The 25254-nt window shown below is 67.2% G+C and carries 22 protein-coding genes; 10 read left to right on the top strand and 12 right to left on the bottom strand.

The features are described from left to right. The first annotated feature begins 163 nt into the window (after positions 1-163). Positions 164-1417 (top strand): serine hydroxymethyltransferase, encoded by a 1254-nt coding sequence (gene glyA, locus RN02_RS06145; protein WP_009617520.1) that lies wholly within the window; start codon positions 164-166, stop codon positions 1415-1417. Between the two features lie 60 nt (positions 1418-1477). Here the strand turns inward: glyA and RN02_RS06150 are convergent, their stop codons facing one another. From RN02_RS06150 to RN02_RS06160, 3 genes are all read right to left on the bottom strand, one after another. After that, positions 1478-3184, bottom strand: coding sequence for a J domain-containing protein (locus RN02_RS06150; protein ID WP_043313636.1), 1707 nt, complete (start codon positions 3182-3184; stop codon positions 1478-1480). A gap of 10 nt (positions 3185-3194) precedes the next feature. Beyond that, positions 3195-4898, bottom strand: a complete 1704-nt coding sequence (locus RN02_RS06155) for a molecular chaperone HscC (protein WP_009617515.1) — start codon at positions 4896-4898, stop codon at positions 3195-3197. Positions 4899-5078: 180 nt separating this feature from the next. Beyond that, on the bottom strand, positions 5079-5546 hold the full coding sequence (locus tag RN02_RS06160) for a SecDF P1 head subdomain-containing protein (RefSeq protein WP_043313637.1): 468 nt from the start codon (positions 5544-5546) through the stop codon (positions 5079-5081). A 330-nt stretch (positions 5547-5876) separates the two neighbouring features. Here RN02_RS06160 and RN02_RS06165 point away from each other — a divergent pair, with 330 nt between their 5' ends. The 3 genes from RN02_RS06165 to RN02_RS06175 all read left to right on the top strand — a co-directional run bounded on the left by RN02_RS06165 (position 5877) and on the right by RN02_RS06175 (position 8957). Next, entirely contained in the window at positions 5877-7172 is a 1296-nt protein-coding gene (locus tag RN02_RS06165) for an NCS2 family permease (RefSeq protein WP_043313638.1), read from the top strand. 122 nt (positions 7173-7294) lie between these two features. Then, on the top strand, positions 7295-8389 hold the full coding sequence (gene trmA / locus RN02_RS06170; protein ID WP_043313640.1) for a tRNA (uridine(54)-C5)-methyltransferase TrmA: 1095 nt from the start codon (positions 7295-7297) through the stop codon (positions 8387-8389). A 73-nt stretch (positions 8390-8462) separates the two neighbouring features. Continuing rightward, positions 8463-8957 (top strand): DUF4136 domain-containing protein, encoded by a 495-nt coding sequence (locus RN02_RS06175; RefSeq protein ID WP_043313641.1) that lies wholly within the window; start codon positions 8463-8465, stop codon positions 8955-8957. Positions 8958-8970: 13 nt separating this feature from the next. On the opposite strand, the gene RN02_RS06180 is transcribed toward RN02_RS06175, so the two are convergent. From RN02_RS06180 to RN02_RS06190, 3 genes are all read right to left on the bottom strand, one after another. Further along, complete coding sequence (locus RN02_RS06180) at positions 8971-9273, bottom strand: DUF1883 domain-containing protein (RefSeq protein ID WP_043273615.1); 303 nt, start codon at positions 9271-9273, stop codon at positions 8971-8973. 87 nt (positions 9274-9360) lie between these two features. Next, positions 9361-9711 (bottom strand): hypothetical protein, encoded by a 351-nt coding sequence (locus RN02_RS06185; protein ID WP_009617495.1) that lies wholly within the window; start codon positions 9709-9711, stop codon positions 9361-9363. Between the two features lie 157 nt (positions 9712-9868). Next, a complete protein-coding gene (locus RN02_RS06190; protein ID WP_009617493.1) occupies positions 9869-10336 on the bottom strand; it encodes a DUF4345 family protein in 468 nt (155 codons plus the stop codon). Positions 10337-10509: 173 nt separating this feature from the next. On the opposite strand from RN02_RS06190, the gene RN02_RS06195 reads away from it, so the two are divergent. After that, positions 10510-10944 carry a DUF411 domain-containing protein gene (locus tag RN02_RS06195; RefSeq protein WP_043313642.1) on the top strand — a complete coding sequence of 145 codons (435 nt, stop codon included), beginning with the start codon at positions 10510-10512 and terminating at the stop codon, positions 10942-10944. Positions 10945-11257: 313 nt separating this feature from the next. Here RN02_RS06195 and alaC read toward each other — a convergent pair whose 3' ends face one another. Further along, positions 11258-12481 carry an alanine transaminase gene (gene alaC, locus RN02_RS06200; protein ID WP_043313643.1) on the bottom strand — a complete coding sequence of 408 codons (1224 nt, stop codon included), beginning with the start codon at positions 12479-12481 and terminating at the stop codon, positions 11258-11260. A 141-nt stretch (positions 12482-12622) separates the two neighbouring features. Between alaC and RN02_RS06205 the strand changes: the two genes are divergently transcribed. Next, complete coding sequence (locus tag RN02_RS06205; protein WP_043313645.1) at positions 12623-13495, top strand: PhzF family phenazine biosynthesis protein; 873 nt, start codon at positions 12623-12625, stop codon at positions 13493-13495. Between the two features lie 67 nt (positions 13496-13562). Further along, entirely contained in the window at positions 13563-14459 is an 897-nt protein-coding gene (gene ypfJ / locus RN02_RS06210) for a KPN_02809 family neutral zinc metallopeptidase (RefSeq protein ID WP_043313647.1), read from the top strand. 491 nt (positions 14460-14950) lie between these two features. Here the strand turns inward: ypfJ and RN02_RS06215 are convergent, their stop codons facing one another. From RN02_RS06215 to RN02_RS06230, 4 genes are all read right to left on the bottom strand, one after another. Continuing rightward, entirely contained in the window at positions 14951-15391 is a 441-nt protein-coding gene (locus RN02_RS06215) for a response regulator (RefSeq protein WP_043313648.1), read from the bottom strand. A 119-nt stretch (positions 15392-15510) separates the two neighbouring features. Then, complete coding sequence (locus tag RN02_RS06220; RefSeq protein WP_009617481.1) at positions 15511-16884, bottom strand: DUF1329 domain-containing protein; 1374 nt, start codon at positions 16882-16884, stop codon at positions 15511-15513. A gap of 112 nt (positions 16885-16996) precedes the next feature. Beyond that, complete coding sequence (locus RN02_RS06225) at positions 16997-18874, bottom strand: DUF1302 domain-containing protein (RefSeq protein WP_043273606.1); 1878 nt, start codon at positions 18872-18874, stop codon at positions 16997-16999. 200 nt (positions 18875-19074) lie between these two features. Then, a complete protein-coding gene (locus RN02_RS06230) occupies positions 19075-20757 on the bottom strand; it encodes a fatty acid--CoA ligase (RefSeq protein WP_009617479.1) in 1683 nt (560 codons plus the stop codon). Positions 20758-20957: 200 nt separating this feature from the next. On the opposite strand from RN02_RS06230, the gene RN02_RS06235 reads away from it, so the two are divergent. Then, positions 20958-22133 (top strand): thiolase family protein, encoded by a 1176-nt coding sequence (locus tag RN02_RS06235; RefSeq protein ID WP_043313650.1) that lies wholly within the window; start codon positions 20958-20960, stop codon positions 22131-22133. 388 nt (positions 22134-22521) lie between these two features. On the opposite strand, the gene RN02_RS06240 is transcribed toward RN02_RS06235, so the two are convergent. After that, positions 22522-23151 carry a LysE family translocator gene (locus RN02_RS06240; RefSeq protein WP_043313652.1) on the bottom strand — a complete coding sequence of 210 codons (630 nt, stop codon included), beginning with the start codon at positions 23149-23151 and terminating at the stop codon, positions 22522-22524. A gap of 83 nt (positions 23152-23234) precedes the next feature. Here RN02_RS06240 and RN02_RS06245 point away from each other — a divergent pair, with 83 nt between their 5' ends. Together RN02_RS06245 and RN02_RS06250 are read left to right on the top strand one after the other, a co-directional pair. Further along, positions 23235-24197 (top strand): 2-hydroxyacid dehydrogenase, encoded by a 963-nt coding sequence (locus RN02_RS06245; RefSeq protein ID WP_043313654.1) that lies wholly within the window; start codon positions 23235-23237, stop codon positions 24195-24197. Positions 24198-24238: 41 nt separating this feature from the next. Continuing rightward, positions 24239-25243, top strand: a complete 1005-nt coding sequence (locus tag RN02_RS06250) for a class I SAM-dependent methyltransferase (protein WP_043313655.1) — start codon at positions 24239-24241, stop codon at positions 25241-25243. Positions 25244-25254: the final 11 nt, after the last annotated feature.

Below are 25254 nucleotides of genomic sequence, written 5' to 3' on the forward strand. Positions count from 1 at the left end.
AGGAGCGCGCCCTGCGCGCGAATCGCGGGCAGGGCCCGCTCCTACAGCGCTCCCCCCGCGTGAGCCCCGCTTATCCGCCACATGACCGCCTTTCATATGCCAGCGCGCGCGCCCTGGGTTAGAATGCGCCCCTTTCCCAGCACCGATCCTTATGAGGACCGCCATGTTCAGCCGTGATTTGACCCTCGCCCGCTACGATGCCGAACTCTTCGCCGCGATGGAGCAGGAAGCCCAGCGCCAGGAAGAGCACATCGAGCTCATCGCCTCCGAGAACTACACCAGCCCGGCGGTGATGGAAGCCCAGGGTAGCGTGCTGACCAACAAATACGCCGAAGGCTACCCGGGCAAGCGCTACTACGGCGGTTGCGAGTACGTCGACGTGGTCGAGCAGCTTGCGATTGACAGAGCCAAGCAGCTGTTCGGCGCCGACTACGCCAACGTCCAGCCGCACTCCGGCTCCCAGGCCAACGCCGCGGTCTACATGGCCCTGCTGAACGCCGGCGACACCGTGCTGGGCATGAGCCTGGCCCACGGCGGCCACCTGACCCACGGCGCCAGCGTCAGCTTCTCCGGCAAGATCTACAACGCCGTGCAGTACGGCATCGACGGCAACGGCCTGATCGACTACGACGAGGTCGAGCGCCTGGCCGTGGAGCACAAGCCGAAGATGATCATCGCCGGCTTCTCCGCCTACTCGCAGATCCTCGACTTCCCGCGCTTCCGCGCCATCGCCGACAAGGTAGGCGCCTACCTGTTCGTCGACATGGCCCACGTGGCCGGCCTGGTCGCCGCCGGCATCTACCCGAACCCGGTGCCCTTCGCCGACGTCGTCACCACCACCACCCACAAGACCCTGCGCGGCCCGCGCGGCGGCCTGATCCTGGCGCGCAAGAACGAAGAGCTGGAGAAGAAGCTGAACTCCGCAGTCTTCCCGGGCGGCCAGGGCGGCCCGCTGGAGCACGTCATCGCCGCCAAGGCCGTGTGCTTCAAGGAAGCCCTGCAGCCCGAGTTCAAGGCCTACCAGGAACAAGTGGTGAAGAACGCCCAGACCATGGCCCAGGTGTTCATCGAGAACGGCTACGACGTGGTTTCCGGCGGCACCCAGAACCACCTGTTCCTGCTCAGCCTGATCAAGCAGGACATCACCGGCAAGGACGCCGACGCCGCCCTGGGCCGCGCCTTCATCACCGTGAACAAGAACAGCGTGCCGAACGACCCGCGCTCGCCCTTCGTCACCTCGGGCCTGCGCATCGGCACCCCGGCCGTGACCACCCGCGGCTTCAAGGAAGGCGAGTGCCGCCAACTGGCCGGCTGGATCTGCGAGATCCTCGCCAACCTGGGCGACGAAGCCGTGGAAGGCCGCGTGCGCGAGCAGGTCAAGGCCCTGTGCGCCCAGTTCCCGGTGTATGGCAAGTAAGCCGAACCGCGAACACGAACACGAACAAGCCCGGCGAATGCCGGGCTTTTTCATTGCTGTCTAATCACCTGAGAGCGGCGGCGTGCGCTCAATTTGCCAGCGCAGGCAGACCAGATCGCGCCGATAGCGCAGATCGCTACAGAAACGCTCCAGTTCCGCCGGCGCAATGTTCGGGACTTGGCGCCGAACCTGATTTGCGTTCTTCGACACACTGCCAGCGATGGCCGCCAAGCCGGCAAGCAACAAGACGCCGATGAAGAAGGCGTTGCGCCGATAGGCCCAACCACGCTCCAGCAGTAATTGCGCACGTCCGAGCAAGCTGGTACGGCGAAGCAACTGCATGGCCCCTAGAACCGGCACGGCGAGGATCAGCCCTCCCCACCACACTTCGTGTCCCCGCCACCCTGCCAGCATCGCGGCGCCCAGCCCGAGCAGGTAGCCAATGGCACCGTCGCGCAACGGTCGTAGCCCCGCGCCATGCTCGTGCAAGGCCGCCGGTAGAAGGCTGCTCAAGTAGTAGTCAAGGCGCTTGAGCGGTGCCCCGAGGAATCGCTGGGAAATCCGGAGCAGCTTATCGAGCGACGCAGCCAGCAGCACCGAGGTGACCGGGACGCTGATGAACAGCTGCGTCAGGTTGGGCGAAGGCTTCGCCAACTCGGCCGGCATGAGGGCAATGGCATACATCAGCATGAACCCCAGCCAGAGCATCAACACCCGTGGCCAGCGGGTCTCGCTGCGGGCCAGGTCGTGCCAGAAGCCGGCATCCAGGCTATTGGCCAATGGCAGGCGTCGAGTCAGTTGCGGATAGCGATGCCTGAGCGTTTCCGCGACGCGCCGCGAACAGTCCCAGTCGGCCTCCGTGAAGTCTGCGCTGAAGCGTCGCCGCTGGAAGCGATCGAACGGACCGAGCACCAGCCTTGCCGCACGGCATTCACTGGTCAACTCCCAGCGCCGTGCGTCATTTTGCAAGCGGTCATAGAAGCGCTCAGCATCCCAGCGATCTAGAAGGGCATGCCAGAGGTGCGCGGGGCAACTGGCGTCACGCTGCCCTTCATTCCAGCGGAAGAGCGCCGCAATTTCATCGAGGGTCCTCCCGGAACAGTACGGCAAGTCCAACAGCAGCCGCACCACCGCCGTCTCCAACAGTTCACGGGCATCGAAACTCTGCAACCAGGGCTCCCCGGCCAGCGCCGCCAGCCCCCTGACGAACGCCTCTCCGCCATCCTGCTCATGCAATTCGCGCAGAGCGTCCAGACGCTCGCCAAGCAATTGCACCCACAACGGCCGTAGCGTCTGTGCGCTCAGGCCCGAACGTTCGTTGGTGCGCAACCAGCCGAACGTCTCGCAGGCGGCATCACGCAACCCGGTGCCTCGCGCATCCGCCAGGCACAACTGCAGTACGCCATCCTCAAAGGACAGCGCCAGCCCTTCCGCCTCGGCCGTGCGCAGACGTTCGGACAACTCGTCCGGGCGCAGATCCTCCAGCAGCGACGCCAAGGAACGAAATGGAACCTCGACGGCAACAGAATGCAACGGGCTAGCCGCCAGAGGGGGGGCCGCAACGGCGATGTCGTCATCCCCATCCTCGGCGCCACCTCGCTCGCGCCACTGGGCGAAGCTCATAGCCTGTTCATAGGCTTCACGCAGGGCCTGGAAAGCCTGCGCATCCTCGTCCGGCCGGGTGACCTTGAGCAACCGCGCGTACTGACGCTTGATGCTCCGCTCATCGGCCTCGGCCTCCAGGCCGAGAATCTCCCAACAGCTCATCGCAGCCTCCTCAGCGCCAGGACGAACGTTCGAGCTCGTCGAGCTGCGCTTCGATCGACGCGCGCAGATTGTCGATGCGCTGCGGGTCCTGCTCGCCCAGCACCTGCTGGAAACGCCCGGCCATCTGCGCCAGCGCTTCCCGCGTGTCGCCCAGGTGTTCCTGGTAAAGGCGTTCCAGGCGCGCCAGCAAGGTCGTGTTGAGCAACTGGTCGCGCGGATGCACCTTCAGCTGCGCCAGGGCCGCCAGGCGTTCGCGGATTTCCTCGGGAGTCAGTACGCCGGGGTTCTTCTCGATGACTAGGCTGTGCCGCGCGCCGCTCTCCGGCAGCGTCACTTCCGCTTCGAGAATACCGTTGTTGTCGTAGGTGAAACGCACGTCCAGCTTGACCTCGCCCGCCTTGCGCGGCGGTACCGGGATATCCAGCTCGCCGAGGGGGATATTGTCCTTCACCAGGCGACTCTCGCCCTGGTAGATCTGCAGCAGCACCCGGGTCTGGCTGTCCTGCAGAGTCTGCACCGTCTTCACCCGGCTCACCGGCACCACGCTGTTGCGCTCGATGATCGGCAGGTAGTGGCCACCTTCGTATACCCGGCCGAACTGCGCGGTGGTCTCGATGCCCAGGGTGTAGGGGCAGACGTCGGTCAGCACCACTTCCTCCAGCGCCGCCTCACGCTGCTTCAACGCCGCCTGTACCGCGGCGCCCAAGGCAACCGCTTCGTCGGGGTTGACGTGCATGGCCGGGAAACGGCCGAACAGGGTCGCGGCCAGCTTGCGGATCAACGGCATGCGGGTAGTGCCGCCCACCAGCAGGATCTCGTCGAGGTCGGCGACGCGGATGCGCGCATCGCGCAAAGCCCGCTCGATAGGCCCGCGCAGGCGCTCCAGTAGCGGGGCGCAGACGCGCTGCAAGTCGTCCAGGGTGACTTCCAGCGCCCATTGCCGGCCACCCTGAGCCAGGGAGAAGCTGGCGCTGGGTTGCAGGCCAAGTGCATGGCGCACCCGTTCTGCTTCCCGGCGCAGACGGTTGTACATGCCGGGGGCCTCGACATCGGGAAACTGCTTGTCCTGGCGCTGGCTGGCGACGAAATGCTGGACCAGCGCGGTATCGAAATCTTCACCGCCAAGGAAGTTGTCGCCCGCACTGGCGCGCACCTCCATGACGCCTTCGAAGAGTTCGAGGATGGAAACGTCGAAGGTGCCGCCGCCCAGGTCGAAAACCAAGAAGGAGGTCTCCTGGCCCTTCTGGTGCACGCCATAGGCCAACGCCGCGGCAGTGGGCTCGTTGACCAGCTTGTCCACCTTCAGCCCGGCCAGCTCGCCGGCGATACGCGTGGCCTTGCGCTGGGCATCGCTGAAATAGGCCGGCACGCTGATCACCGCCTCCTCTACCGGCTCACCGAAGACGCGCTCGACATCTTCCTTGAGGCTACGCAGGACCAGCGCCGAGAGCTCCTCGGGGCGGAACCTGCGCTTGCCCAGGATAATTTCCTGGGCACTGCCCATATGGCGCTTGAACAAGGCTGCAGTGAGCTGGGGGTGGGTCTGCAGGCGCTCGCGGGCAGCCTGGCCGACCAGAACCAGGCCCTGGTCGTCGAGGCCAACTACGCTTGGGGTGATCACGCTACCCAGCGCATTGGGCACCAGTTGCGGAGCATCGTCGCGCCATACGGCGACGAGGCTGTTGGTGGTGCCCAGATCAATGCCGACTATCATACTGGCGCTCTCCTTGCGGGCTTGGTGGGCTCTGCAAGCCAGGCCCATCCATGGAAGGGAAAGAGCACTATTACAGCGAGATGCCAGTATCCGGTAAAGCCCCCCGAAGCAGTATCAGAGTGAGCCGGTTGGCCTCGGAAGAATTCGGGGATTCGGACTTTCCCTCCTGCTTGCCGCTGCTCAAGGCTGCGCCGGCACATCCCGCAGCGCATTGAGCTGCCGCGCCAGCGTCTCCGCCTCGGCCTGGCTGTCGAAGCCCTCCAGCATCACCCGGCCGTCGCGCACCGGCTCGGATACCTGCGGCAGCATGCGCAGGCGGCCGTCGATGACCACCGCCAGGGCCTTGCCCTGCTGCTTTTCGGTCAGCCGGGCCAGGCGCTTGCTGGCGTCGGGGGCGAAGGTCACCAGCACGCCGGGGCGGCCGCCGTTGCCCAGCACCACCTCGGCGCGCTGCACGTCGCGCTGGGTGAGTTCGGCGCGGGCGATGACCAGCACCGCCTGGCCCTGCGGGTCGGCCAGGGTGCGGGTGCTGGCGCTGGGCTTGTCGGCGGTGGCGTGGATGTCGAAGCTGTGCTGCGGCAGGACTGGCGGCGCGCCGGCGCAGGCGCCCAGCAGGGCGAGGAGGCAGAGCGGAATCAGGCGTTTCATGGGTCGACGATGGGGTCAGGCAACAAGGGAATCGGGCCGAATGCCGGTTGGACAACGGCGCGCGCCGGTCATTGCGTACCGGCCGGCGCATGATAACGCCAATGACCTCCCGGCAGGCGTGGCCGAAGTCAACGAAGGCGCTGGCGCGGGCCCTGCGCTGGCAGTGACGGCCCCGGCCAACTAGGCTCGTCGTGGGGCCGGTAGACGGGCTCGATACCCGCGTTTCCGGCGAGCTGCTATGATGCCCGCCTTTTTTGCCCAGGCCGCGCAAGACGGCCAATCCTGACCGACCGGTCGAGCCGACAAGACGCCCAAACACGGGAGCACGACATGCTGGAAAAGCTGTTCCAACTCAAGGCGCACAATACCAACGTACGCACCGAGATCCTGGCGGGGATCACCACCTTCCTGACCATGGCCTACATCCTCTTCGTCAACCCGAGCATCCTCGGCGAGACCGGCATGGACAAGGGCGCGGTGTTCGTCGCCACCTGCCTGGCCGCGGCCATCGGCTCGGCGATCATGGGCCTGATCGCCAACTACCCCATCGCCCTCGCCCCGGGCATGGGCCTGAACGCCTTCTTCACCTATACCGTGGTGCTGCACATGGGCCACACCTGGCAGGTGGCGCTCGGCGCGGTGTTCCTCTCGGCGTGCATGTTCTTCGTCATTTCGATCTTCCGCATCCGCGAATGGATCATCAACAGCATCCCGCTGGCCCTGCGCTCGGCCATTGCCGCCGGCATCGGCCTGTTCCTGGCGCTGATCGCGCTCAAGGAGTCGGGCATCGTCATCGCCAACCCGGCCACCCTGGTGGGCATGGGCGACCTGGCCAGGCCCGAGCCGCTGCTGGCCATCCTCGGCTTCATCCTCATCGTCGCCCTGGAAGCCCGCCGCGTGACCGGCGCGGTGATGATCGGCATCCTGGTGGTGACCTTCGTCGCCATCGCCCTGGGCGTGACCCAGTTCGGCGGCGTGGTGTCGATGCCGCCGTCGCTGGCGCCGACCTTCCTCCAGCTGGACATCAAGGGCGCCCTGGACATCGGCCTGACCAGCGTGATCTTCGCCTTCCTCTTCGTCGACCTGTTCGACAACTCCGGCACCCTGATCGGCGTGGCCAAGCGCGCCGGGCTGATGGGCAAGGACGGGCACATGCCGAAGATGGGCCGCGCGCTGATCGCCGACAGCACCGCGGCCATGTTCGGCTCGCTGCTGGGCACCTCCACCACCACCAGCTACATCGAGTCGGCCGCGGGCGTTTCCGCCGGCGGGCGCACCGGCCTGACCGCCATCGTGGTCGCCATCCTGTTCCTCCTGGCGCTGTTCTTCGCCCCGCTGGCGGGCAACGTGCCGGCCTTCGCCACCGCGCCGGCGCTGTTCTTCGTCGCCGTGCTGATGGCCTCGGGCCTGGCCGAGATCGACTGGGACGACCTGACCGTGGCCGCGCCGGTGGTGGTCACCGCCCTGGCCATGCCGCTGACCTTCTCCATCGCCAACGGCATCGCCTTCGGCTTCATCACCTGGACCGCCTGCAAGCTGCTGTCCGGCCGCTTCCGCGAACTGAACTGGGCGCTGGTGATCCTCTCGGTGCTGTTCGTCATCAAGCTGGGCTGGTACAACGCCTGACCGATAGCGATACCCGTGCAGCATGGGTATCGCTTCGCTCAACCCATCCCGCGAGTCGCCTGCAGGATGGGTCGGGCGCAACGAAACCCATCGCCCGCCACCGCGCGCAGCAAGAGTTCCCCATGAGCAGTCCCCGTTTCGACCCCGCCACCTACGACACCCAACTGGCCGACAAGGCCGCGCGCCTGCGCGAGCTGCTGGCGCCCTTCGCCGCGCCCGAGCCGCAGGTGTTCGATTCGCCCCGCGAGCATTACCGCCTGCGCGCCGAGTTCCGCCTGTGGCGCGATGCCGGGACCGAAAGCCGGCACTACGCGATGTTCGAGCAGGGCGACAAGCACACGCCCATCTACATCGAGCAGTTCCCCATCGCCAGCCAGCGTATCAACGAACTGATGCCGCGCCTGAAGGCCGCCTGGGCCGAGCGCGCCCTGGGCCACAAGCTGTTCCAGGTGGAATTCCTCACCACCCTGGCGGGCGACGCGCTCATCACCCTCTGCTACCACCGCCCGATCGACGACGCCTGGCAGGCCGCCGCGCAGAAGCTGGCCGCCGAGCTGGGCGTGAGCATCGTCGGGCGCTCGCGCGGCAAGCGCCTGGTGGTCGGCCGCGACTATGTCGAGGAAGCACTGCAGGTGGCCGGGCGGACCTTCCGCTACCGCCAGCCGGAAGGCGCCTTCACCCAGCCCAACGGCGCGGTCTGCCAGAAGATGCTGAACTGGGCCTACGAGTCCCTCGGCCAGCGCGACGACGACCTGCTGGAGCTGTACTGCGGCAACGGCAACTTCACCCTGCCGCTGGCCACCCGGGTGCGCAAAGTGCTGGCCACCGAGATCAGCAAGACTTCGGTGAACGCCGCCCTGGCCAACCTGGCCGACAACGCCGTGGATAACGTCACCCTGGTGCGCCTGTCCGCCGAGGAGCTGACCCAGGCGCTGAACGAGGTGCGCCCCTTCCGCCGCCTGGCCGACGTCGACCTGAAGGGCTACGACTTCGGCAGCGTGTTCGTCGACCCGCCGCGCGCCGGCATGGACCCGGACACCTGCGAGCTGACCCGTCGCTTCGAGCGCATCCTCTATATCTCCTGCAACCCGGAGACGCTGGCGCAGAACATCGCCCAACTGCACGACACCCACCAGGTGACGCGCTGCGCGCTGTTCGACCAGTTCCCCTATACCCATCACATGGAAGCGGGCGTGCTACTGGAGCGCCGCGGCTAACCCAACCTGGGTTGGGCGGCGCGCACCGCGTCGCCGGCTAGGCTGCTGTGGATAACCACAAGAGAGCCTCGCCATGCACCGCTTCCTGCTTCCCCTGCTCGCCCTGTTGCTGGCCGCCTGCGCCGGCAGCGACCCGGCCAAAGTCACGGTCTCCCCGGCCGCCGATGGCCACCAGGGCAGCTTCTCCATCCAGGCGGTACGCGCCCCCGGCCATCGCCTGGACCTGGAGGAGCGCTTCGACGCCGCCCTGCGCCGCGCCCTGGAAGCCAAGGGCTACCGCTTCCAGGCAAAGAATGGCGAATTGCGGGTGCTCTATGCATTGGGCCTGGAGCGCCAGACCGGGGTGATCCAGCGCCCGGTGGCGACCCAGGAAGGCGTGGTGAACCAGACGCAGATCGCCGATTCCGACCTGGCGCGGCTGGTCATGCGCATCGTCGACGAGAGGAGTCGCGAGGTGCTCTACGAGGCGCAGCTGAGCAGCCAGCTACAGGACCCGAACCTGAGCCAGGAGGCTTTCGACAAGGCATTGGCGAAGCTGCTGGAGGATTTCCCGGCGCACCGCCCCTGAAGCGGCTCAGCTCTCAGCTATAGCTGGAAGGAGTCTTGCGCACGAACTTGATGCTGTAGCTGAAGTCCGGCTTGCGGGTGACGCTGATGGCGCGGCGGGTGACGGTGTCCAGGGTGACGTTCCAGAACCCGGTGCTGGGCACCCGGATGCGCGCCGGGAAGCGCTCGAAGGCACCGCCGTGGTAGGCGTGGCGCGCGCCGTTCTTGAAGCTGCGGAAGTTGGCGTCGGTCATCAGGCGGATGTTGCAGGTGCGCGAGCATTCGATGACCACGAGGTCGCCCTCGTTGAGGTGTTCGCGCTTGTGGATGAATTTCATGTTGCGGGGCCTGCGGCTGACGGTCGAACGGGGCGCAACGATAGCACGGAAGCCGGCGCCGCCCCAGCGGCGCCGGGCGGATGCGCGTCAGTTCGCGGCGCGCAGGCGGATACCGTCGGCCTCCACGCGCTGTCCCACCTGGAACTCGGCGTTGGGCGAACGCACGCTGCGCTGGCTGCCGTCCTCCGCCTGCACCACGTAGGCCTTCTGGCTGGCGCCGCTGGCCTGCTGCACGCCGCTGCCGGCCAGCCAGCCGATGCCGGCCCCCGCCAGCGCGCCGAAGGGCCCGCCCAGGGCGCCGCCGATCAGCACCCCGCTGCCCGCGCCGAAACCGCCGCCGACCGTGTTGTCCGGCCGTTCAGCCACCACCTGGTCCGCCTGCGCCACCGCGCAGGACAACAGCACCACACCCATTGCACACAGGCTCGCTACTTTCATGATCGCTCCATTGGCGTTTGAAGGTAGCCAAGCCATTACAGCAAGCGTGCCAGCCCCCGAGGGCCCATGGATCAAGGGCTGGCGCGATGACAGAGTCTAAATGACATCATCCGACGGAGTCATCCTGACTCGCCGCAGAGTCATTCGGACCTTGTTTTCAGAGCCCTTCGAAGTCGGCGTCGCGCACCTTCTCCACCGGCGCCTCCGGCAGCGGTTCGGCCGGCTCCGGCTCGCGCCGGCCGCGCTCCAGCCAGTACAGGGCGAAGATCGCCAGCAGCGACACGCTGCCGCGGTAGACCAGGCCGTAGAGGGTGGCGTCGGTGTCGATGCCCAGGCCCGAGGACCAGGCGATGAGCAGCCGCGACAGGGTCAGGGTGAGCTGCACCAGCACCACCAGGATCAGCCCGGCGCGCAGCAGCTCGCGGCGGCGCAGGGCGAACAGCAGGAACAGCGCCAGGGCGAACTGGTGGCCGCCGTAGAACACCTGGGCGTCGCTGACCGACTCCGGCTCCATCAGCAGCATGCCGCTGAGGTTGGCCATCTCGTAGGGGCGCACCCAGTACAGCAGGCCCAGGCCGGCCCACACCAGGGCCTGTAGCAGCAAGACGAAGCGGGCGAAGAGCATCCTGTTCCTCCTGGGGCCCGTCAGCCCTCGGCAAAATGAAGATGGATAAAGGACACAGACCTTGCTCGGCACGCCGAGTTCGGCGGCGGCGTCATAAGCTGATACAGAGCAGGGACGGGCGCCGCCGTCCCTGAGAGTATGCTCCACGGATTTCGTTCTGACAGGAGCTTCCCATGCGCCGCATCCTCCTTCTCGCCGCCCTCCTCGCCGGCACCGCCCAGGCCGCCGAGCCGCTGACCATCGACGTGCACCGCGACGTCAACTGCGGCTGCTGCAAGGACTGGATCAAGCATCTGCAGGCCAACGGCTTCACGGTCAACGACCACGTCGAGGTGGACATGAGCGCGGTGAAGACGCGCCTGGGCGTGCCCTACGCCATGGGCTCGTGCCACACCGGGGTGATCGACGGCAAGTTCGTCGAAGGCCACGTGCCGGCCAGCGAAGTGCTCAAGCTGCGCGAGCGCGCCGACCTGGTGGGCGCGGCGGTGCCGGGGATGCCCATGGGCTCGCCGGGGATGGAGATGGGCGGGCGCCAGGATGCCTACCAGGTGCTGGGGTTGGGCAAGGATGGGAAGGCGGTGGTGCTGGCGGATTATCCGGGGCGTTGAGGGTTGGTTTTTTGTCAGGGCGTGGAGCATTCCTGCTGTTATGGAGTCAGGGATCAGCTCCGCTCCCTCTCCCTAACCCTCTCCCTGAAGGGAGAGGGGACCGTTGGGCAGAGCTTGATGTTGTGGCGTTAGCCGGCAGCCTCGTGGCTTCCGGCTGGAGCCAATTCCCTCTCGGCACGGACTAACCCCCTCTCCCTTCAGGGAGAGGGCTGGGGAGAGGGCGCTCTTAGGCCCCCCACCAAGCCCTTCCGACCCTCCCCCACAAACAAAAAGGGGCGACCAACCGGCCGCCCCTTCTTCATTCATTCCCGCCTTATTCAGCCACCTTGGCCTTCGGCAACACCCCATCCGCCCGGAACATCGCCTTGATCCCCCGCACCGCCTGACGCAAGCGATCACGGTTCTCGATCAACGCAAAACGCACATGGTCGTCGCCATAGTCACCAAAGCCGATACCCGGCGACACCGACACCTTGGCATCCTTCAACAGCTTCTTGGCGAACTCCAGCGAGCCTAGGTGCGCATAGGGCTCGGGAATCTTCGCCCAGACGTACATCGACGCCTTGGGGTTCTCGACCATCCAGCCGGCCTCGTGCAGGCCCTTCACCAGCACGTCGCGGCGCGCCTGGTACTGGCTGGCGATGTCGCGCACGCACTGCTGGTCGCCTTCCAGGGCGGCGATGGCGGCCACCTGCAGCGGGGTGAAGGTGCCGTAGTCGTGGTAGCTCTTGATCCGCGCCAGGGCCGAGACCAGTTCCGGGTTGCCGACCATGAAGCCGATGCGCCAGCCGGCCATGTTGTAGCTCTTGGACAGGGTGAAGAACTCCACCGCGATGTCCTTGGCCCCCGGCACCTGCATGATCGACGGCGCCTTCCAGCCGTCGAAGACGATGTCGGCGTAGGCCAGGTCGTGCACCACCAGCACGTCGTACTGCTTGGCCAGGGCCACCACGCGCTCGAAGAAGTCCAGCTCCACGCACTGAGCGGTCGGGTTGGAGGGGAAGCCGAGGATCATCATCTTCGGCTTGGGGATCGACTCGCGGATCGCCCGCTCCAGCTCGTTGAAGAAGTCGATGCCCGGCACCAGCGGCACCGAGCGCACCTGGGCGCCGGCGATCACCGCGCCGTAGATGTGGATGGGGTAGCTGGGGTTGGGCACCAGGATGTTGTCGCCGTGGTCCAGGGTGGCCAGCATCAGGTGCGCCAGGCCTTCCTTGGAGCCGATGGTGACGATAGCCTCGGTTTCCGGGTCGATGTCCACCGCGTAGCGCTCCCTGTACCAGTGCGAGATCGCCCGGCGCAGGCGCGGAATGCCGCGGGAGGTGGAGTAGCCGTGGGTGTCTTCGCGCTGGGCGACCTGCACCAGCTTCTCGACGATGTGCGGCGGAGTGGCGCCGTCGGGGTTGCCCATGGACAGATCGATGATGTCCTCGCCGCGGCGGCGGGCGGCCATCTTCAGTTCGGCGGTGATGTTGAAGACGTAGGGCGGGAGACGGTCGATACGCGCGAAACGGCGTGCTGAACGGGGTTCAGTCATGATTTCCTCGGTGAACGTAAGCGCCCGGAACCGTCCGAGCGACGCCGGCCACTGCGGTGGCCTGAAAAGCTGGGCTTTTCTTGTCGGCGAACATATCCGCCGCTAGGCTCGCTGTCGAGCCCTACTTTCCACGGGAACACCATGTCCTTTCTGCATTACTGGCAACTCGACGTGTTCGCCGACCGCCCGCTGGCCGGCAACGGCCTGGCGGTGTTCGCCGACGCGCGCGGCCTGGCCGACGCCACGCTGCAGGCGCTGACCCAGGAGTTGCGCCAGTTCGAGAGCATCTTCCTGTTCCCCAGCGCCGAGCTGGACACCTACGCCGCGCGCATCTTCACTCCCGAGGAAGAACTGCCCTTCGCCGGCCACCCGCTGCTGGGCGCCGCCGCGCTGCTGCACCACATCCACCAGCGCGGCGAACAGGAGCACTGGACGCTGCAGCTGGCGACCAGGGACGTGAACCTCACCACCCGCCGCCACGGCAACGGTTTCATCGCGCAGATGAACCAGGGCCAGGCGCAGTTCGGCGCCGTGCTCGACGCGGAGGAACGTCGCTGGTTCGCCGAAGCCTTCTCGCTGAACGCGGGCGACCTCGCCGACTACCCGGCGCAGGTGATCAGCACCGGCCTGCCCTACGTGCTGCTGCCGGTGCGCAGCGAGGCCCTCGGGCACATCCGTCAGCGCGCCGAGTTCACCGCACAACTGGCCGAGCGCCTGGCCGCCCTGGGCGCGGCCTTCGTCTTCCTGCTGGATGTGGATAACCGCGAGGGCCGCACCTGGGACAACGCCGGGCTGGTCGAGGATGTCGCCACCGGCAGCGCCGCCGGCCCGGTCGCCGCCTACCTGGTGGAGTTGGGCAAGGCCCGTCGCGGCGAGACCTTCGAGCTGCACCAGGGCCGCTTCGCCGGTCGCCCCAGCCTGCTGGAAGTGCGCGTCGGCGACGACGACCAGGTGCAGGTGGGCGGCAAGGTGCAGCTGCTGGCCCACGCCCAGTTGCTCTGCGCGCTGGCCTGACGGCCGGCCTGGCGGGTCGGCCGGGCGCCGACGACACTCAATCCACGAACATTCAGGAGAAGACGCCATGCTCTGGCGCAAAGGACGACGCAGCGACAACGTGGTGGATGCCCGCGACGACAGCGGCGGTGGCATGGGCGGTGGCGGCATGCGCATCGGCGGCCGCGGCCTGAGCCTGGGCGGGGTGGCCATCGTGGTGGTGGTCGGCCTGTTGATGGGCCAGGACCCGATGCAGATCCTCGGCAGCCTGCTCGGCCAGATGGACGCCGGCCAGGCCCCGGCGCGCCCGCAGGTGCAGGGCCGCCCGGCGACCGGCGCCGACCCGCAGGTGGACTTCGTGCGCGCCGTGCTCGGCGACACCGAGGACACCTGGGGGCAGATCTTCGCCCACAGCAACGCCCAGTACGAGCAGCCCAAGCTGATCCTGTTCAACGGCGGGGTGAACTCCGCCTGCGGCTTCGCCTCCTCGGCGGTGGGCCCGTTCTACTGCCCCGGCGACCACCGGGTGTACCTGGACCTGGGCTTCTTCCGCGAGATGGAGCAGCGCTTCTCCGCCGCCGGCGACTTCGCCCGCGCCTACGTGATCGCCCACGAAGTCGGCCACCACGTGCAGAACCTGCTGGGCATCTCGGCCAAGGTCGAGGCCGCGCGCCGCCGCGGCGCGCCCATGGAGGGCGCCAACGGCCTGTCGGTGCGCCTGGAGCTGCAAGCCGACTGCTTCGCCGGCGTATGGGCCAACAAAGCCCAGCAGCGCCTGCAATGGCTGGAGCCGGGCGACATCGAAAGCGCGCTGAACGCCGCCAACGCCATCGGCGACGACCGCCTGCAGAAGCAGTCGCGCGGCACCGTGGTGCCGGACTCCTTCACCCACGGCACCTCGGCGCAGCGCATGCGCTGGTTCAAGCTCGGCTTCGACTCGGGCTCGCCGGGCAAGTGCGATACCTTCAAGGCGCAGGCGCTGTAACCAGTACGAAGGGATTACGCCGCCCCACCCACGCCATTCCCATGTAGGAGCGCGCCCTGCGCGCGAATCGCGGGCAGGGCCCGCTCCTACAGGTAGCCGGGAAGCACGGTCCTCCCCCCGTAGGAGCGGACCTTGTCCGCGATAACCGGCCATCCCGACGCGATTCGCGGATGAGATCCGCTCCTACGCCGCCCCACCCGCGCCATTCCCATGTAGGAGCGCGCCCTGCGCGCGAATCGCGGGCAGGGCCCGCTCTACAGGTAGCCGGGAAGCACGGTCCTCCTCCCCGTAGGAGCGGACCTTGTCCGCGATAGCCGGACGTATCGGCGCGGTTCGCGGATGAGATCCGCCTACGCCGCCCCACCCGCGCCATTCCCATGTAGGAGCGCGCCCTGCGCGCGAATCGCGGGCAGGGCCCGCTCCTACAGGTAGCCGGGAAAGCGCGGTGTTCCTCCCCCCGTAGCGGAGATGGCCAGGGCTATCGGAACGCCTCACAGGCAACGCTTGAGCGTCCGCAGGAACTCCTCCGGCTCCACCGGCTTGAGCAGGAAGTCCAGTACGTTCAGGCGCATCGCCTCGACCACGTCGCGGGCGCGGGTGGTGCCGGAGAGCACGATGATCGGCAGGAAGGTGCCCTGGGCGTGGAGCTGGCGGATCAGTTCCAGGCCGGCGCCCTCGCCTTCCATGCACAGGTCGGTGACCAGCAGGTCGATGGCCGATTCGTCGCGGCCGATACGGCGCAGGGCCTGGGCGCTGTTGCTCGCGGTCAGGCATTGCAGGTCGGCGCTTTCGATCAGCTCGCGCATCTCGGCGAGCACCTGCGGGTCGTCGTCCACCAGCAGCACCGTCGGCGGACGCTCGGGACGGACGGTGATTTCCAGCAGCGCCTCGATCTCTTCGTCGTCGAGCAGGTTGCGGTACGCGTGAGGCAAGGGCTCACCTATGGCGGCGTTTTGCAGTCAGTATAGCGGCATTCTGCCACGCCACCGTAGCCACCCCGGGCCCATAAAAAAGCCGGCCCGAAGGCCGGCTCTCAGCAAGGCAACTCGACTTAGCGCACGCCTTCCTGACGCAGCGCTGCGGGGGTGAAGTCGCTTTCAGAGGCGCTGTAGTTGAAGTCGTAGGCGGATTTCTCCTCGTTCTTCAGGCCCAGCACCAGGTAGCGGCTGGAGAGCAGGTCGTACAGGGTTTCCGCGGTGTACCACGGTACCTGGTTGTTGTAGTAGTACTGCGAGAAGGCCTCGGCCACGCGCCACAGGGTGCCGCGGCCGTCGTAATGGTCGATCTCGGCGGCTTGCCAGGTGTCTTCGTCGATGTAGAAGTCACGCTTGGCGTAGATGTGGCGCTCGCCGGCCTTCAGGGTCGCGACCACGTGCCAGACGCGGTGCAGCTCGTAGCGGGTCAGGTCCTGGTTGAGGTGGCCGGGCTTGATGATGTCCGCATACTTCAGCTTGGGATCGTCGAGCTTGTAGTTGTTGTACGGGATGTACAGCTCCTGCTTGCCCACCAGCTTCCAGTCGTAGCGGTCCGGCGCGCCGTTGTACATGTCCAGGTTGTCCGAGGTGCGCAGGCCGTCGGCGGCGGTGCCGGGGCCGTCGTAGGACACCTGCGGGGCGCGGCGCACGCGGCGCTGGCCGGCGTTGTAGAGCCACGCCAGGCGCGGTTCCTTAACCTGGTCGAGGGTCTCGTGCACCAGCAGCACGTTACCGGCCAGGCGCGCCGGGGCGGTGACCTGCTGCTTGAAGTAGAACAGCACGTTGCTCGGCTTGCTCGGGTCGTAGTCCTTCAGGTCGGTGCGGAACACGAACTCGTCCTGGAAGTACACCAGCGAGTAGCTGCCGTTGACCTGCGGGGTGGCCTGGGTCACCAGACGGCGCACGTGGCCGCCGCGGTAGCGGGTGATGTGGTTCCAGATGACTTCCAGGCCGTTCTGCGGGATCGGGAAGGGGTTGGCGGTCTGGAAGTTCTGCAGGCCGTTGCCGCCCTGCACCAGGTTGGTGGCGGTGGCGTTCTTCCTGGTCGCTTCCAGCACCGAGTCAGGCAGGGTGGCGGTGCGGTGCGACGGGTACACCGGCATCTTGTAGGTGTCGGGGTAGCGCTTGAACATGGCCAGCTGGCCGGGGGTCAGCTTGTCCTTGTACTGCTCGACGTTCTGCGCGGTGATGGTGAACAGCGGCTTCTCGCTGGCGAAGGGGTCGGCGAGGAAGCCCTTGCTGTCCACGGCGCCGGCGTTCTTCGGCAGGCCGCCGGTCCAGGCGGGAATGCTGCCGTCGGCGTTGCCGGCCTTCTCGGCGCCGACCGGGGTCAGGGTGGTGCCCAGCTTGGCGGCGTCGGCGGCGGACACCGCAGCCATCACCTGGGTGGCCAGCAGGCTCAGGCCCAGGGCCAGTGCGCCGGTTTGCAGCAGTCTCTTTGTTGTTCTCATTATCGCGTCGTCCTCGATGAGTCGTTACTGCTCGCGCGGCGGCCACGCCGCCGCGCTCGCGATCTCTGTCTGCTGGCGCCCCGCCCGGGCCCGGGCGGGGCGCGGGTGCCGCTTAGAAGTTCACGCCGAAGCTGAGCGCGACGAAGTCGCGGTCGACCAGGGTGGAGTACTTGCCGTCGAAGTAGTTGGTGTAGGAAAGGCTCGCGGTGTAGGTGTTCATGTAGTCGGCGTCGACGCCCAGGCTGATCGCCTTGCGGCCTTCCTCGAAGTTGCCGCCCGGGCCGGGCGAGTAGCCGTCTACGTCGTGGGACCAGGCCACGTTGGGCTTGAGGTTCACCCCGGCGAACACGTCGTTGTAGTCCCAGATGGCGCGCATGCGGTAGCCCCAGGAGTCGGCGGTGGTGAAGCCGTCGTTCTCGCAGTTGCGCGACAGGTTGTTCTTCGGCGCGCTGCCCAGGGTCGAGTTGTTCAGCACCTGGCAGGTGTTCAGGTTGCCGGTCGCCGGGAGCGGGCCGGGGCCGAATACCGGGTCGCGGCCGTAGCGTGCCTTGGAGGTGCTTTCCAGGCCGCCGACGTGGGTCCAGCCCACCTCGCCCACCAGGGTCAGACGCTCGGCGCCCATGACCTGGTCGAAGAAGTGGGTGAAGGTGGTCTGCAGCTGGGTGATTTCCTTGCGGCGGTAGCCGTGCAGGTCGGTGTCCGGAACCCCCTCGAGCACCGAAGCGTTGCCGTACACGCCGCCCAGCGGCACCACGCCGGAGAACAGGATGTCGGTGGTGTTCAGCTGCACCGGGGCGTTGGGCCGGTAGCTGATCTCGCCCTGCCAGGCCGTGCCGGTGGGCAGGGTGGTGGAGAAGCTCAGGCCATACAGGTGGATGTCCTCCGGGTACTCGACGAAGTACGAGGAGTTGCCCGCCACCAGCAGCGGGGCGAAGGCTTGCAGCGGGGTGCCGCTGAGGGAGTTGGCCAGGTTGTAGATGGACTGGGAAGCGCCACGGCCGCTGAAGATCGGCAGGCGGCTGTGATAGTTCATGTAGTAGCCGCCGAACTCGGTGTTCAGGGCGTCGGCGTAGTACTTCAGCGACAGGCCATACTGGCCGCTGTCGCGGGCATCGCGGTCCGGCCCGCGGCGCACCAGGGCGCCCTCGTTGTTGACGTCCACGCCGAACTGCTTGGCCAGCGCCACGTTCCCCGCCCCCAGCGCCTGGGCGTTGGTCAGCACGCGCAGGTTGTCGGTGCAGCCGTCGGCGATCACATCCGGCTGGGAGAAGAAGGTGCCGCAGTTGTCCACCACCGTCTGGTCCCACTCCAGTTGGTAGAAGCCTTCGGCGGAGAGGTTGTCGGTGAGGTTCTGCGACAGGTAGAACATGTTCACCGGCACCAGGGCTTCCTTGATCTCGGAGCCCGGGCGGCGCAGCGCGGTGACGTCGAACGGGTTGATCGAGTTGATGCCGCCCTGGATGAAGGTGCTCTCGCCCCAGTTCACCACCTGCTTGCCCAGGCGCACGTTGCCCGGCAGGTCGGCGATGCTGTACTTGTGGTAGATGAAGGCGTCCAGCAGCTCGGCGCCGGAAGCCTTGGCGGCGGTCTTGCGGCCACTGTCGCTGAGCGGCTTGAACTCGGTGCTCTCGTCCTTCTGCTCGAAGTCGTACCAGTACTTGCCGCGCAGGAACACGCCGGTGTCGCCGTACTTCAGCTCCAGGTCGTGGATGCCCTTGAAGATCTTCGAGAAGGTCTTGCCGGCCTTGTAGTTCAGGTGGCCGTCGTCGGAGGTCTGCGACAGGCCGTGACCGCCGTTGTTGGAACCGATCAGGTTCTTGTCCGGATTCTGCGTCGACCAGCTGGCGCCGACCGACAGGCTGGAGTCGAAGGAGCCCTCGATCTCGCCGATGTTGAAGGTGACCGCCGAAGCGGGGGTGGCAAGCGTGGAAGCCAGGCTGACGGCCAGTGGCAAACGAGCCAGGCGCCAGATCTTCTTCATTTGTGTCATCGACGCTACTCCATGTGTGTTTTTTGTTATGAGTGGCAGCGACTATAGCCAGCCCCCCGGCGGGCTTGATCCCTCGAAAGTGTGATTTAGCGCGTCGCTGCGGCAACGAGCCGCAAGCTAGACGGCTCGCAGGAAGGATTAGCAGAGGCTGCGCCCCGTGCCAAGCGCTTGCTCGGGGGACGCAGCCTGTAGGGAAGGGCTTACAGGGCGGAGAGGAATTCGCTGCCGGACTCCTGCCAACGAGCGATATCCACACGGATGCGCTTCTTGTCCAGCTTGCCCACGCTGGTCTTGGGAACTTCAGTAACAACGGCAATCTGCGAAGGAATCGCCCACTTGTTGATGTGGCCCTGTTCGACGAAAGGCTTGAGGTGCTCCTTCAGCCCCTTGGCGTCCAGCTGCTGGCCCTCGAAGAGCACCAGCAGGGCGAACGGGCGCTCGCCCCATTGCGGGTCCGGCACCCCCACCACCGCCACTTCGCGCACCGCCGGGTGACGGCTGATGAGGTCTTCCAGCTCCAGCGAGGACAGCCATTCGCCGCCGGTCTTGATCACGTCCTTGATGCGGTCGCGGATGTCGATGAAGCCCATGCCGTCGAGGGTGGCCACGTCGCCGGTGTGCATCCAGCCGCCGGCCCAGAGTTCCTCGCCCTTCTGCGGCTCGCGGAAGTAGCCCTGGGTCAGCCAGGGCGAACGCAGCACCAGCTCGCCCTGGGACTCGCCGTCGGCCGGCAGCAGTTGGCCGTGCTCGTCCATGATCGCCGCGTCCACCAGCGGCACCGGCACGCCGGCCTTGATCCGGTAGGTGGTGCGTTCGTCCTCGCTGCCGGCCAGGAGCTCGTCGTTGAGGTAGGCGCAGGAGATCAGCGGGCAGGTCTCGGACATGCCGTAGGCTGCGGTCAGCTGGATGCCGCGGGCCTGGGCCGCCTCGTACAGCGAGCGGGTCAGCGCGCTGCCGCCGATGATGATCTTCCAGCCCTTGAAGTCCACGCCCTGGGCGGCCTTGGCGTTCATCACCATCTGCAGGATGGTCGGCACGCAGTGGGAGAAGGTGACGTTCTCGCGTTTCCACAGCTCGACCAACAGTTCCGGGTCGTAACGCCCCGGGTACACCTGCTTGATACCGAGCATGGTCGCCACGTAGGGAGTACCCCAGGCGTGCACGTGGAACATCGGCGTGATCGGCATGTACACGTCGCTGTTGCCCATCAGGCGGATGCTGTCCAGGCTGGCGATGGTCGAGGCCATGGCCAGGGTGTGCAGCACCAGCTGGCGGTGGGTGAAGTACACGCCCTTGGGGTTACCTGTGGTGCCGGTGGTGTAGAAGGTGGTGGCCACCGAATTCTCGTCGAAGTCGGGGAAGGCGTAGCGCGGGCTGGCCGCGGCCATCAGCGTCTCGTACTCGCCGATGCAGTCGGCCAGTGCGCAGCTCTTGTCGGCGCCATCGGTCAGCAGCAGGGTCTTCTGCACCGTGGTCAGTTGCCCGGCGATGCCCTGGTAGAGCGGCACGAACTCGGCGTTGACCAGCACGAAGCGGTCCTCGGCATGGTTCATGGTGTAGAGGATCTGCTCCGGCGAAAGGCGGATGTTGATGGTGTGCAGCACCGCGCCGATCATCGGGATGGCGAACATCGCCTCCAGGTAGCGATGGCTGTCCCAGTCCATCACCGCCACGGTGTCGCCGGCCTGCACGCCGGCCTCGGTGAGCACGTTGGCCAGGCGCGCGACGCGCTCGTTGAAGGTGGCGTAGTTGTAGCGCACCAGGTCGCGGTAGACGATCTCGTGGCTTTTTTCGTAGCGCGCGCCGGACAGCAGCAGGCTCTTGATCAGCAACGGGTACTGGTAGGCATTGCTCGCAGCGGGGAGGAGACGGGTCTTGAGCATGTTCGGCTTACCTGTGGGACCTTCATGGGAGTCGATGCCGGTGACTGTAGAGGCGCAACCATGACCAATCATCCATCCAAAGAGTGATTTGCGGGTGACTCTTTGGCCTGATCGGGTCACGCGCTAGAATCGCCGCCACCCGGTCGTTCACGGCCGAGCCTCCAGAACACCCCGAGAACAAAAGCCAAGAGGTAGTTTCCATGTCCGAAATCGTCATCGTCAGCGGCGCCCGCACTCCCATGGGCGGCTTCCAGGGCAGCCTGGCCGGCGTTTCCGCCGTCGACCTGGGCGCCATCGCCATCCGCGAAGCAGTCGCCCGCGCCGGCATCGAGGCCGGCGATGTCGAGGAAGTGATCATGGGCTGCGTGCTGCCCGCCGGTCTGAAGCAGGGCCCGGCCCGACAGGCGGCGCTCAATGCCGGCCTGCCCGCCGCCACCGGCTGCACCACCATCAACAAGCTGTGCGGTTCGGGCATGAAGGCGGTGATGCTGGCCCACGACCTGCTCAAGGCCGGAACCAACAAGGTGATGGTCGCCGGCGGCATGGAAAGCATGTCCAACGCCCCCTACGTGCTGGAAAAGGCCCGCACCGGCCTGCGCATGGGCCACGCCGAGATCAAGGACCACATGTTCCTCGACGGCCTGGAGGACGCCCGCACTGGCCGCCTGATGGGCTCCTTCGCCCAGGACACCGCGGACAGCAACGGCATCACCCGCGAAGAGATGGACGCCTACGCCATCGAATCGCTCAAGCGCGCCCAGGCGGCGATCCAGGATGGCTCGCTGGCCAGCGAGATCGTCCCGGTCACCGTCACCACCCGCAAGGGCGAGGTGGTGGTGAAGGACGACGAACAGCCGCTGACCGCCAACCTGGACAAGATTCCCAGCCTGAAGCCGGCGTTCAAGAAGGACGGCACCATCACCGCGGCCAACGCCAGCTCCATCTCCGACGGTGCCAGCGCGCTGGTCCTGATGACCGCCGAGGAAGCCGCCCGCCGCGGCCTGAAGCCGCTGGCGAAGATCGTCGGCCACGCCACCCAGAGCCAGGACCCGAGCGAATTCACCCTGGCCCCCATCGGCGCCATGACCAACCTGTTCAGGAAGACCGGCTGGAGCAAGGACGACGTCGACCTGTTCGAGATCAACGAAGCCTTCGCCATGGTCACCATGCTGGCCATGCGCGAGCACGGCCTGGACCACGCCAAGGTCAACGTCTACGGCGGCGCCTGCGCCCAGGGCCACCCGGTGGGCTCCACCGGCTCGCGGATCATCGTCACCCTGATCAACGCCCTGCAGAACAAGAGCGGCAAGCGCGGCGTGGCCTCGCTGTGCATCGGCGGCGGCGAAGCCACCGCGGTGGCTGTCGAGTTGCTGTAACGCTGTTACCGGAAACGCAAAGGGCGCGACTTCGGCCGCGCCCTTTTCGTTTCAGCTCCGTGCAAGCCGCTGTGTATGCCATTCCCCTGCGCGCGATATCGCGGACAGGGCTGTCGCGATTCTCGGCTGCTTGAGAGTCTCTCTCCCCAGCCCTCTCCCTGAAGGGAGAGGGAGCTTGTCCGTGCCGAGAAAGGATTTGGTGTTAGCCGGGTAATCGGTACAAGCCGGCTCAAGCCGGCTAACGCCGAAGCAACCGAACACACCGAACGGTCCCCTCTCCCTTCAGGGAGAGGGTTAGGGAGAGGGCGCTCTAAAGCGCAACCCCCAAAGCCCCAGCCAAACACCATCCGCGAGCAAGCTCGCCCCTACAAAAGGCGGCCCCTAACCCTCAGCGCAACTCGGTGAGCGCCAGCTTGACTCCCAGCCCCACCAGCACCACCCCCATCATCCGGTCGAACCAGTGCCCCATGCGGGCGAAGCCGGCGCGCACGCGCTGCTGGCTGAACAGCAGCGCCACGAAGCTGAACCAGGCCGCGGTGGCGCAGGCCAGGTAGACGCCGTAGCCGGCCTGCACCAGCACCGGGGTGTGCGGGTTGATGACCACGGTGAACAGCGAGAGGAAGAACAGCGTGGCCTTGGGGTTCAGGCCGTTGGTGACGAAGCCGGCGACGAAGGCGCCGCGCGGGGTGCGTTCGCTGGGCGCGGCGGCCGCCACGCTGCCGTCGCCACCGCTGGGTTTGGCGCGCAAGGCCTTGATGCCGATGTAGAACAGGTAGGCCGCAGCCAGCCACTTGAGGGTGTTGAACAGCATGATCGACTGCGAAACGATCAGGCCGATGCCCAGCAGCGAATAGGTCACGTGGATGGAAATGGCGCAGCCCACGCCCAGCGCCGTCCAGGTGCCGGCGCGGCGGCCATGGGTGACGCTCTCGCGCACCACCACGGCGAAGTCCGGGCCCGGGCTGGCCACCGCCAGCAGGTGGATCAGCGCCACGGTGAGAAATTCCGTCCAGTACATGCAACCTCCGCAGGGGTGGGATTAACGCCGTCAGGCTGGCAACCTTACGCCAGCCCCGCTTCCCGCAAAAGGTACAGACACAGATGAACAGTGCCCGCGCCATCTTCCTCGACACCGCCTCCCTCGACCTCGGCGACCTCGACCTGCAGCCCCTGCGCCAGGCCTTCGGCGAGCTGGTCCTGCACCCCGCCAGCGCCCCGGACGAGATCGCCGGGCGCCTGCGCGAGGCCAACGTGGCCATCAGCAACAAGGCGCCCATCAGCGCCGAGACCCTGGCCCAATGTCCGAATCTCAAGCTGATCCTGGTCACCGCCACCGGCACCAACAACATCGACCTGGCCGCCGCCCGCGAGCGTGGCATCGCCGTGGCCAACTGCCAGGGCTACGGCACCGCTTCGGTGGCCCAGCACGCCATCCTGCTGCTGCTCGCCCTGGCCACCCGGCTGCCCGACTACCAGGCGGCGGTCCGCGCCGGACGCTGGCAACAGTCCACCCAGTTCTGCCTGCTGGACTTCCCCATCGTCGAGCTGGAAGGCAAGACCCTCGGCCTGCTCGGCCATGGCGAGCTGGGCGGCGCGGTGGCCCGCCTGGCCGAAGCCTTCGGCATGCGCGTGCTGCTCGGCCAACTGCCCGGCCGCCCGCCGCGCGCCGACCGCCTGGCGCTGGACGAGCTGCTGCCGCAGGTCGACGCCATCAGCCTGCACTGCCCGCTGACCGAGCAGACCCGCGGGATGATCGGCCAGCGCGAACTGGACCTGATGAAGCCCGGCGCCTTCATCGTCAACACCGCCCGCGGCGGCCTGATCGACGAGCAGGCCCTGGTCGACACCCTGCGCCGCGGCCACCTGGGCGGCGCCGCCACCGACGTGCTCAGCGTCGAGCCGCCGAAGGACGGCAACCCGCTGCTGGCCGGCGACATCCCGCGGCTGATCGTCACCCCGCACAACGCCTGGGGCAGCCGCGAGGCGCGGCAGCGCATCGTCGGCCAGGTGACGGACAACGCCGCGGCCTTCTTCCGCGGCGACAAGCTGCGGCGGGTCGACTGAAGCGCGAAGTGCTAAACTCGCGCCCTTTTTCAGGAGGCCGCATGTCCAACGCCCCCACCAGCGAGGTGCTGCTGCGCCAGATCGAACGTTTCGCCGGCCGCGTGCTGCTGGCCGGCCTGCCCGCCGACGGCCTGCTCGGCGAACTGCCGCACGCCCTGGGCTGGAGCTGGCACGCCGGCGAGCAGCGGCAACTGGACGGCCGCTACCCGGGACGCTGCCATTTCGGCGTGACGCCGCCGGAGGGCGAGTTCGACGCCGCCGTGCTGTTCCTGCCCAAGTCCCGCGAGCTGACCGACTACCTGCTGGCCGCCCTGGCCAGCCGCGTGCCCGGCGGCCAGTTGTACCTGGTGGGCGAGAAGCGCGCCGGTGTCGAGCGCGCCGCCAAGCAGCTCGGCGCCCTGGCCAAGGCCGCCAAGCTCGACAGCGCGCGGCACTGCCAGCTGTGGCACGCCGCCATCGACAGCGCCCTGCCCTGCCCCGACCTGCATTTCTTGGCCCAGCGCTACACGCTGGCCCTGGCCGACGGCGAACTGCAGGTGGTCACCCTGCCCGGCGTGTTCAGCCATGGCCGCCTGGATCGCGGCAGCGCCCTGCTGCTGGAACACCTGGACGGCCTGCCCGAAGGCCACGTGCTGGACTTCGGCTGCGGCGCCGGCGTGCTCGGCGCGGTGCTCAAGCGCCGCTACCCGGCCAGCCGCCTGAGCCTGCTCGACGTCGATGCCTTCGCCCTGGAGAGCAGCCGCCTGACCCTCGCCGCCAACGGCCTGGAAGGCGAGGTGATCGGCGGCGACGGCATCGACGCGGCGCCGGCCGGCCTGGCCGCCATCGTCAGCAACCCGCCCTTCCACCAGGGCGTGCACACCGACTACCAGGCCAGCGAACGCCTGCTGCGCGAAGCCGCGCAACACCTGCGCCCGGGCGGCGAACTGCGTCTGGTGGCCAACAGCTTCCTCAAGTACCCGCCGCTGATCGAACAGCACCTGGGCCCCTGCCGCAGCCTCGCCGAGGGCGACGGTTTCCGCATCTACAGCGCCCGTCGCCCCTGAGCCCGGGCGCC

Source organism: Pseudomonas sp. PI1 (genome assembly GCF_000812405.1).
GTDB classification, from domain to species: Bacteria; Pseudomonadota; Gammaproteobacteria; order Pseudomonadales; family Pseudomonadaceae; genus Pseudomonas; species Pseudomonas citronellolis.

What these genes read in the sequence shown, in the direction of transcription:
- glyA (WP_009617520.1), top strand. Translation starts at nt 164, where the DNA reads ATGTTCAGCCGTGATTTGACCCTCGCCCGCTACGATGCCGAACTCTTC.
- RN02_RS06150 (WP_043313636.1), bottom strand. Translation starts at nt 3,184, where the DNA reads ATGAGCTGTTGGGAGATTCTCGGCCTGGAGGCCGAGGCCGATGAGCGG.
- RN02_RS06155 (WP_009617515.1), bottom strand. Translation starts at nt 4,898, where the DNA reads ATGATAGTCGGCATTGATCTGGGCACCACCAACAGCCTCGTCGCCGTA.
- RN02_RS06160 (WP_043313637.1), bottom strand. Translation starts at nt 5,546, where the DNA reads ATGAAACGCCTGATTCCGCTCTGCCTCCTCGCCCTGCTGGGCGCCTGC.
- RN02_RS06165 (WP_043313638.1), top strand. Translation starts at nt 5,877, where the DNA reads ATGCTGGAAAAGCTGTTCCAACTCAAGGCGCACAATACCAACGTACGC.
- trmA (WP_043313640.1), top strand. Translation starts at nt 7,295, where the DNA reads ATGAGCAGTCCCCGTTTCGACCCCGCCACCTACGACACCCAACTGGCC.
- RN02_RS06175 (WP_043313641.1), top strand. Translation starts at nt 8,463, where the DNA reads ATGCACCGCTTCCTGCTTCCCCTGCTCGCCCTGTTGCTGGCCGCCTGC.
- RN02_RS06180 (WP_043273615.1), bottom strand. Translation starts at nt 9,273, where the DNA reads ATGAAATTCATCCACAAGCGCGAACACCTCAACGAGGGCGACCTCGTG.
- RN02_RS06185 (WP_009617495.1), bottom strand. Translation starts at nt 9,711, where the DNA reads ATGAAAGTAGCGAGCCTGTGTGCAATGGGTGTGGTGCTGTTGTCCTGC.
- RN02_RS06190 (WP_009617493.1), bottom strand. Translation starts at nt 10,336, where the DNA reads ATGCTCTTCGCCCGCTTCGTCTTGCTGCTACAGGCCCTGGTGTGGGCC.
- RN02_RS06195 (WP_043313642.1), top strand. Translation starts at nt 10,510, where the DNA reads ATGCGCCGCATCCTCCTTCTCGCCGCCCTCCTCGCCGGCACCGCCCAG.
- alaC (WP_043313643.1), bottom strand. Translation starts at nt 12,481, where the DNA reads ATGACTGAACCCCGTTCAGCACGCCGTTTCGCGCGTATCGACCGTCTC.
- RN02_RS06205 (WP_043313645.1), top strand. Translation starts at nt 12,623, where the DNA reads ATGTCCTTTCTGCATTACTGGCAACTCGACGTGTTCGCCGACCGCCCG.
- ypfJ (WP_043313647.1), top strand. Translation starts at nt 13,563, where the DNA reads ATGCTCTGGCGCAAAGGACGACGCAGCGACAACGTGGTGGATGCCCGC.
- RN02_RS06220 (WP_009617481.1), bottom strand. Translation starts at nt 16,884, where the DNA reads ATGAGAACAACAAAGAGACTGCTGCAAACCGGCGCACTGGCCCTGGGC.
- RN02_RS06225 (WP_043273606.1), bottom strand. Translation starts at nt 18,874, where the DNA reads ATGACACAAATGAAGAAGATCTGGCGCCTGGCTCGTTTGCCACTGGCC.
- RN02_RS06230 (WP_009617479.1), bottom strand. Translation starts at nt 20,757, where the DNA reads ATGCTCAAGACCCGTCTCCTCCCCGCTGCGAGCAATGCCTACCAGTAC.
- RN02_RS06235 (WP_043313650.1), top strand. Translation starts at nt 20,958, where the DNA reads ATGTCCGAAATCGTCATCGTCAGCGGCGCCCGCACTCCCATGGGCGGC.
- RN02_RS06240 (WP_043313652.1), bottom strand. Translation starts at nt 23,151, where the DNA reads ATGTACTGGACGGAATTTCTCACCGTGGCGCTGATCCACCTGCTGGCG.
- RN02_RS06245 (WP_043313654.1), top strand. Translation starts at nt 23,235, where the DNA reads ATGAACAGTGCCCGCGCCATCTTCCTCGACACCGCCTCCCTCGACCTC.
- RN02_RS06250 (WP_043313655.1), top strand. Translation starts at nt 24,239, where the DNA reads ATGTCCAACGCCCCCACCAGCGAGGTGCTGCTGCGCCAGATCGAACGT.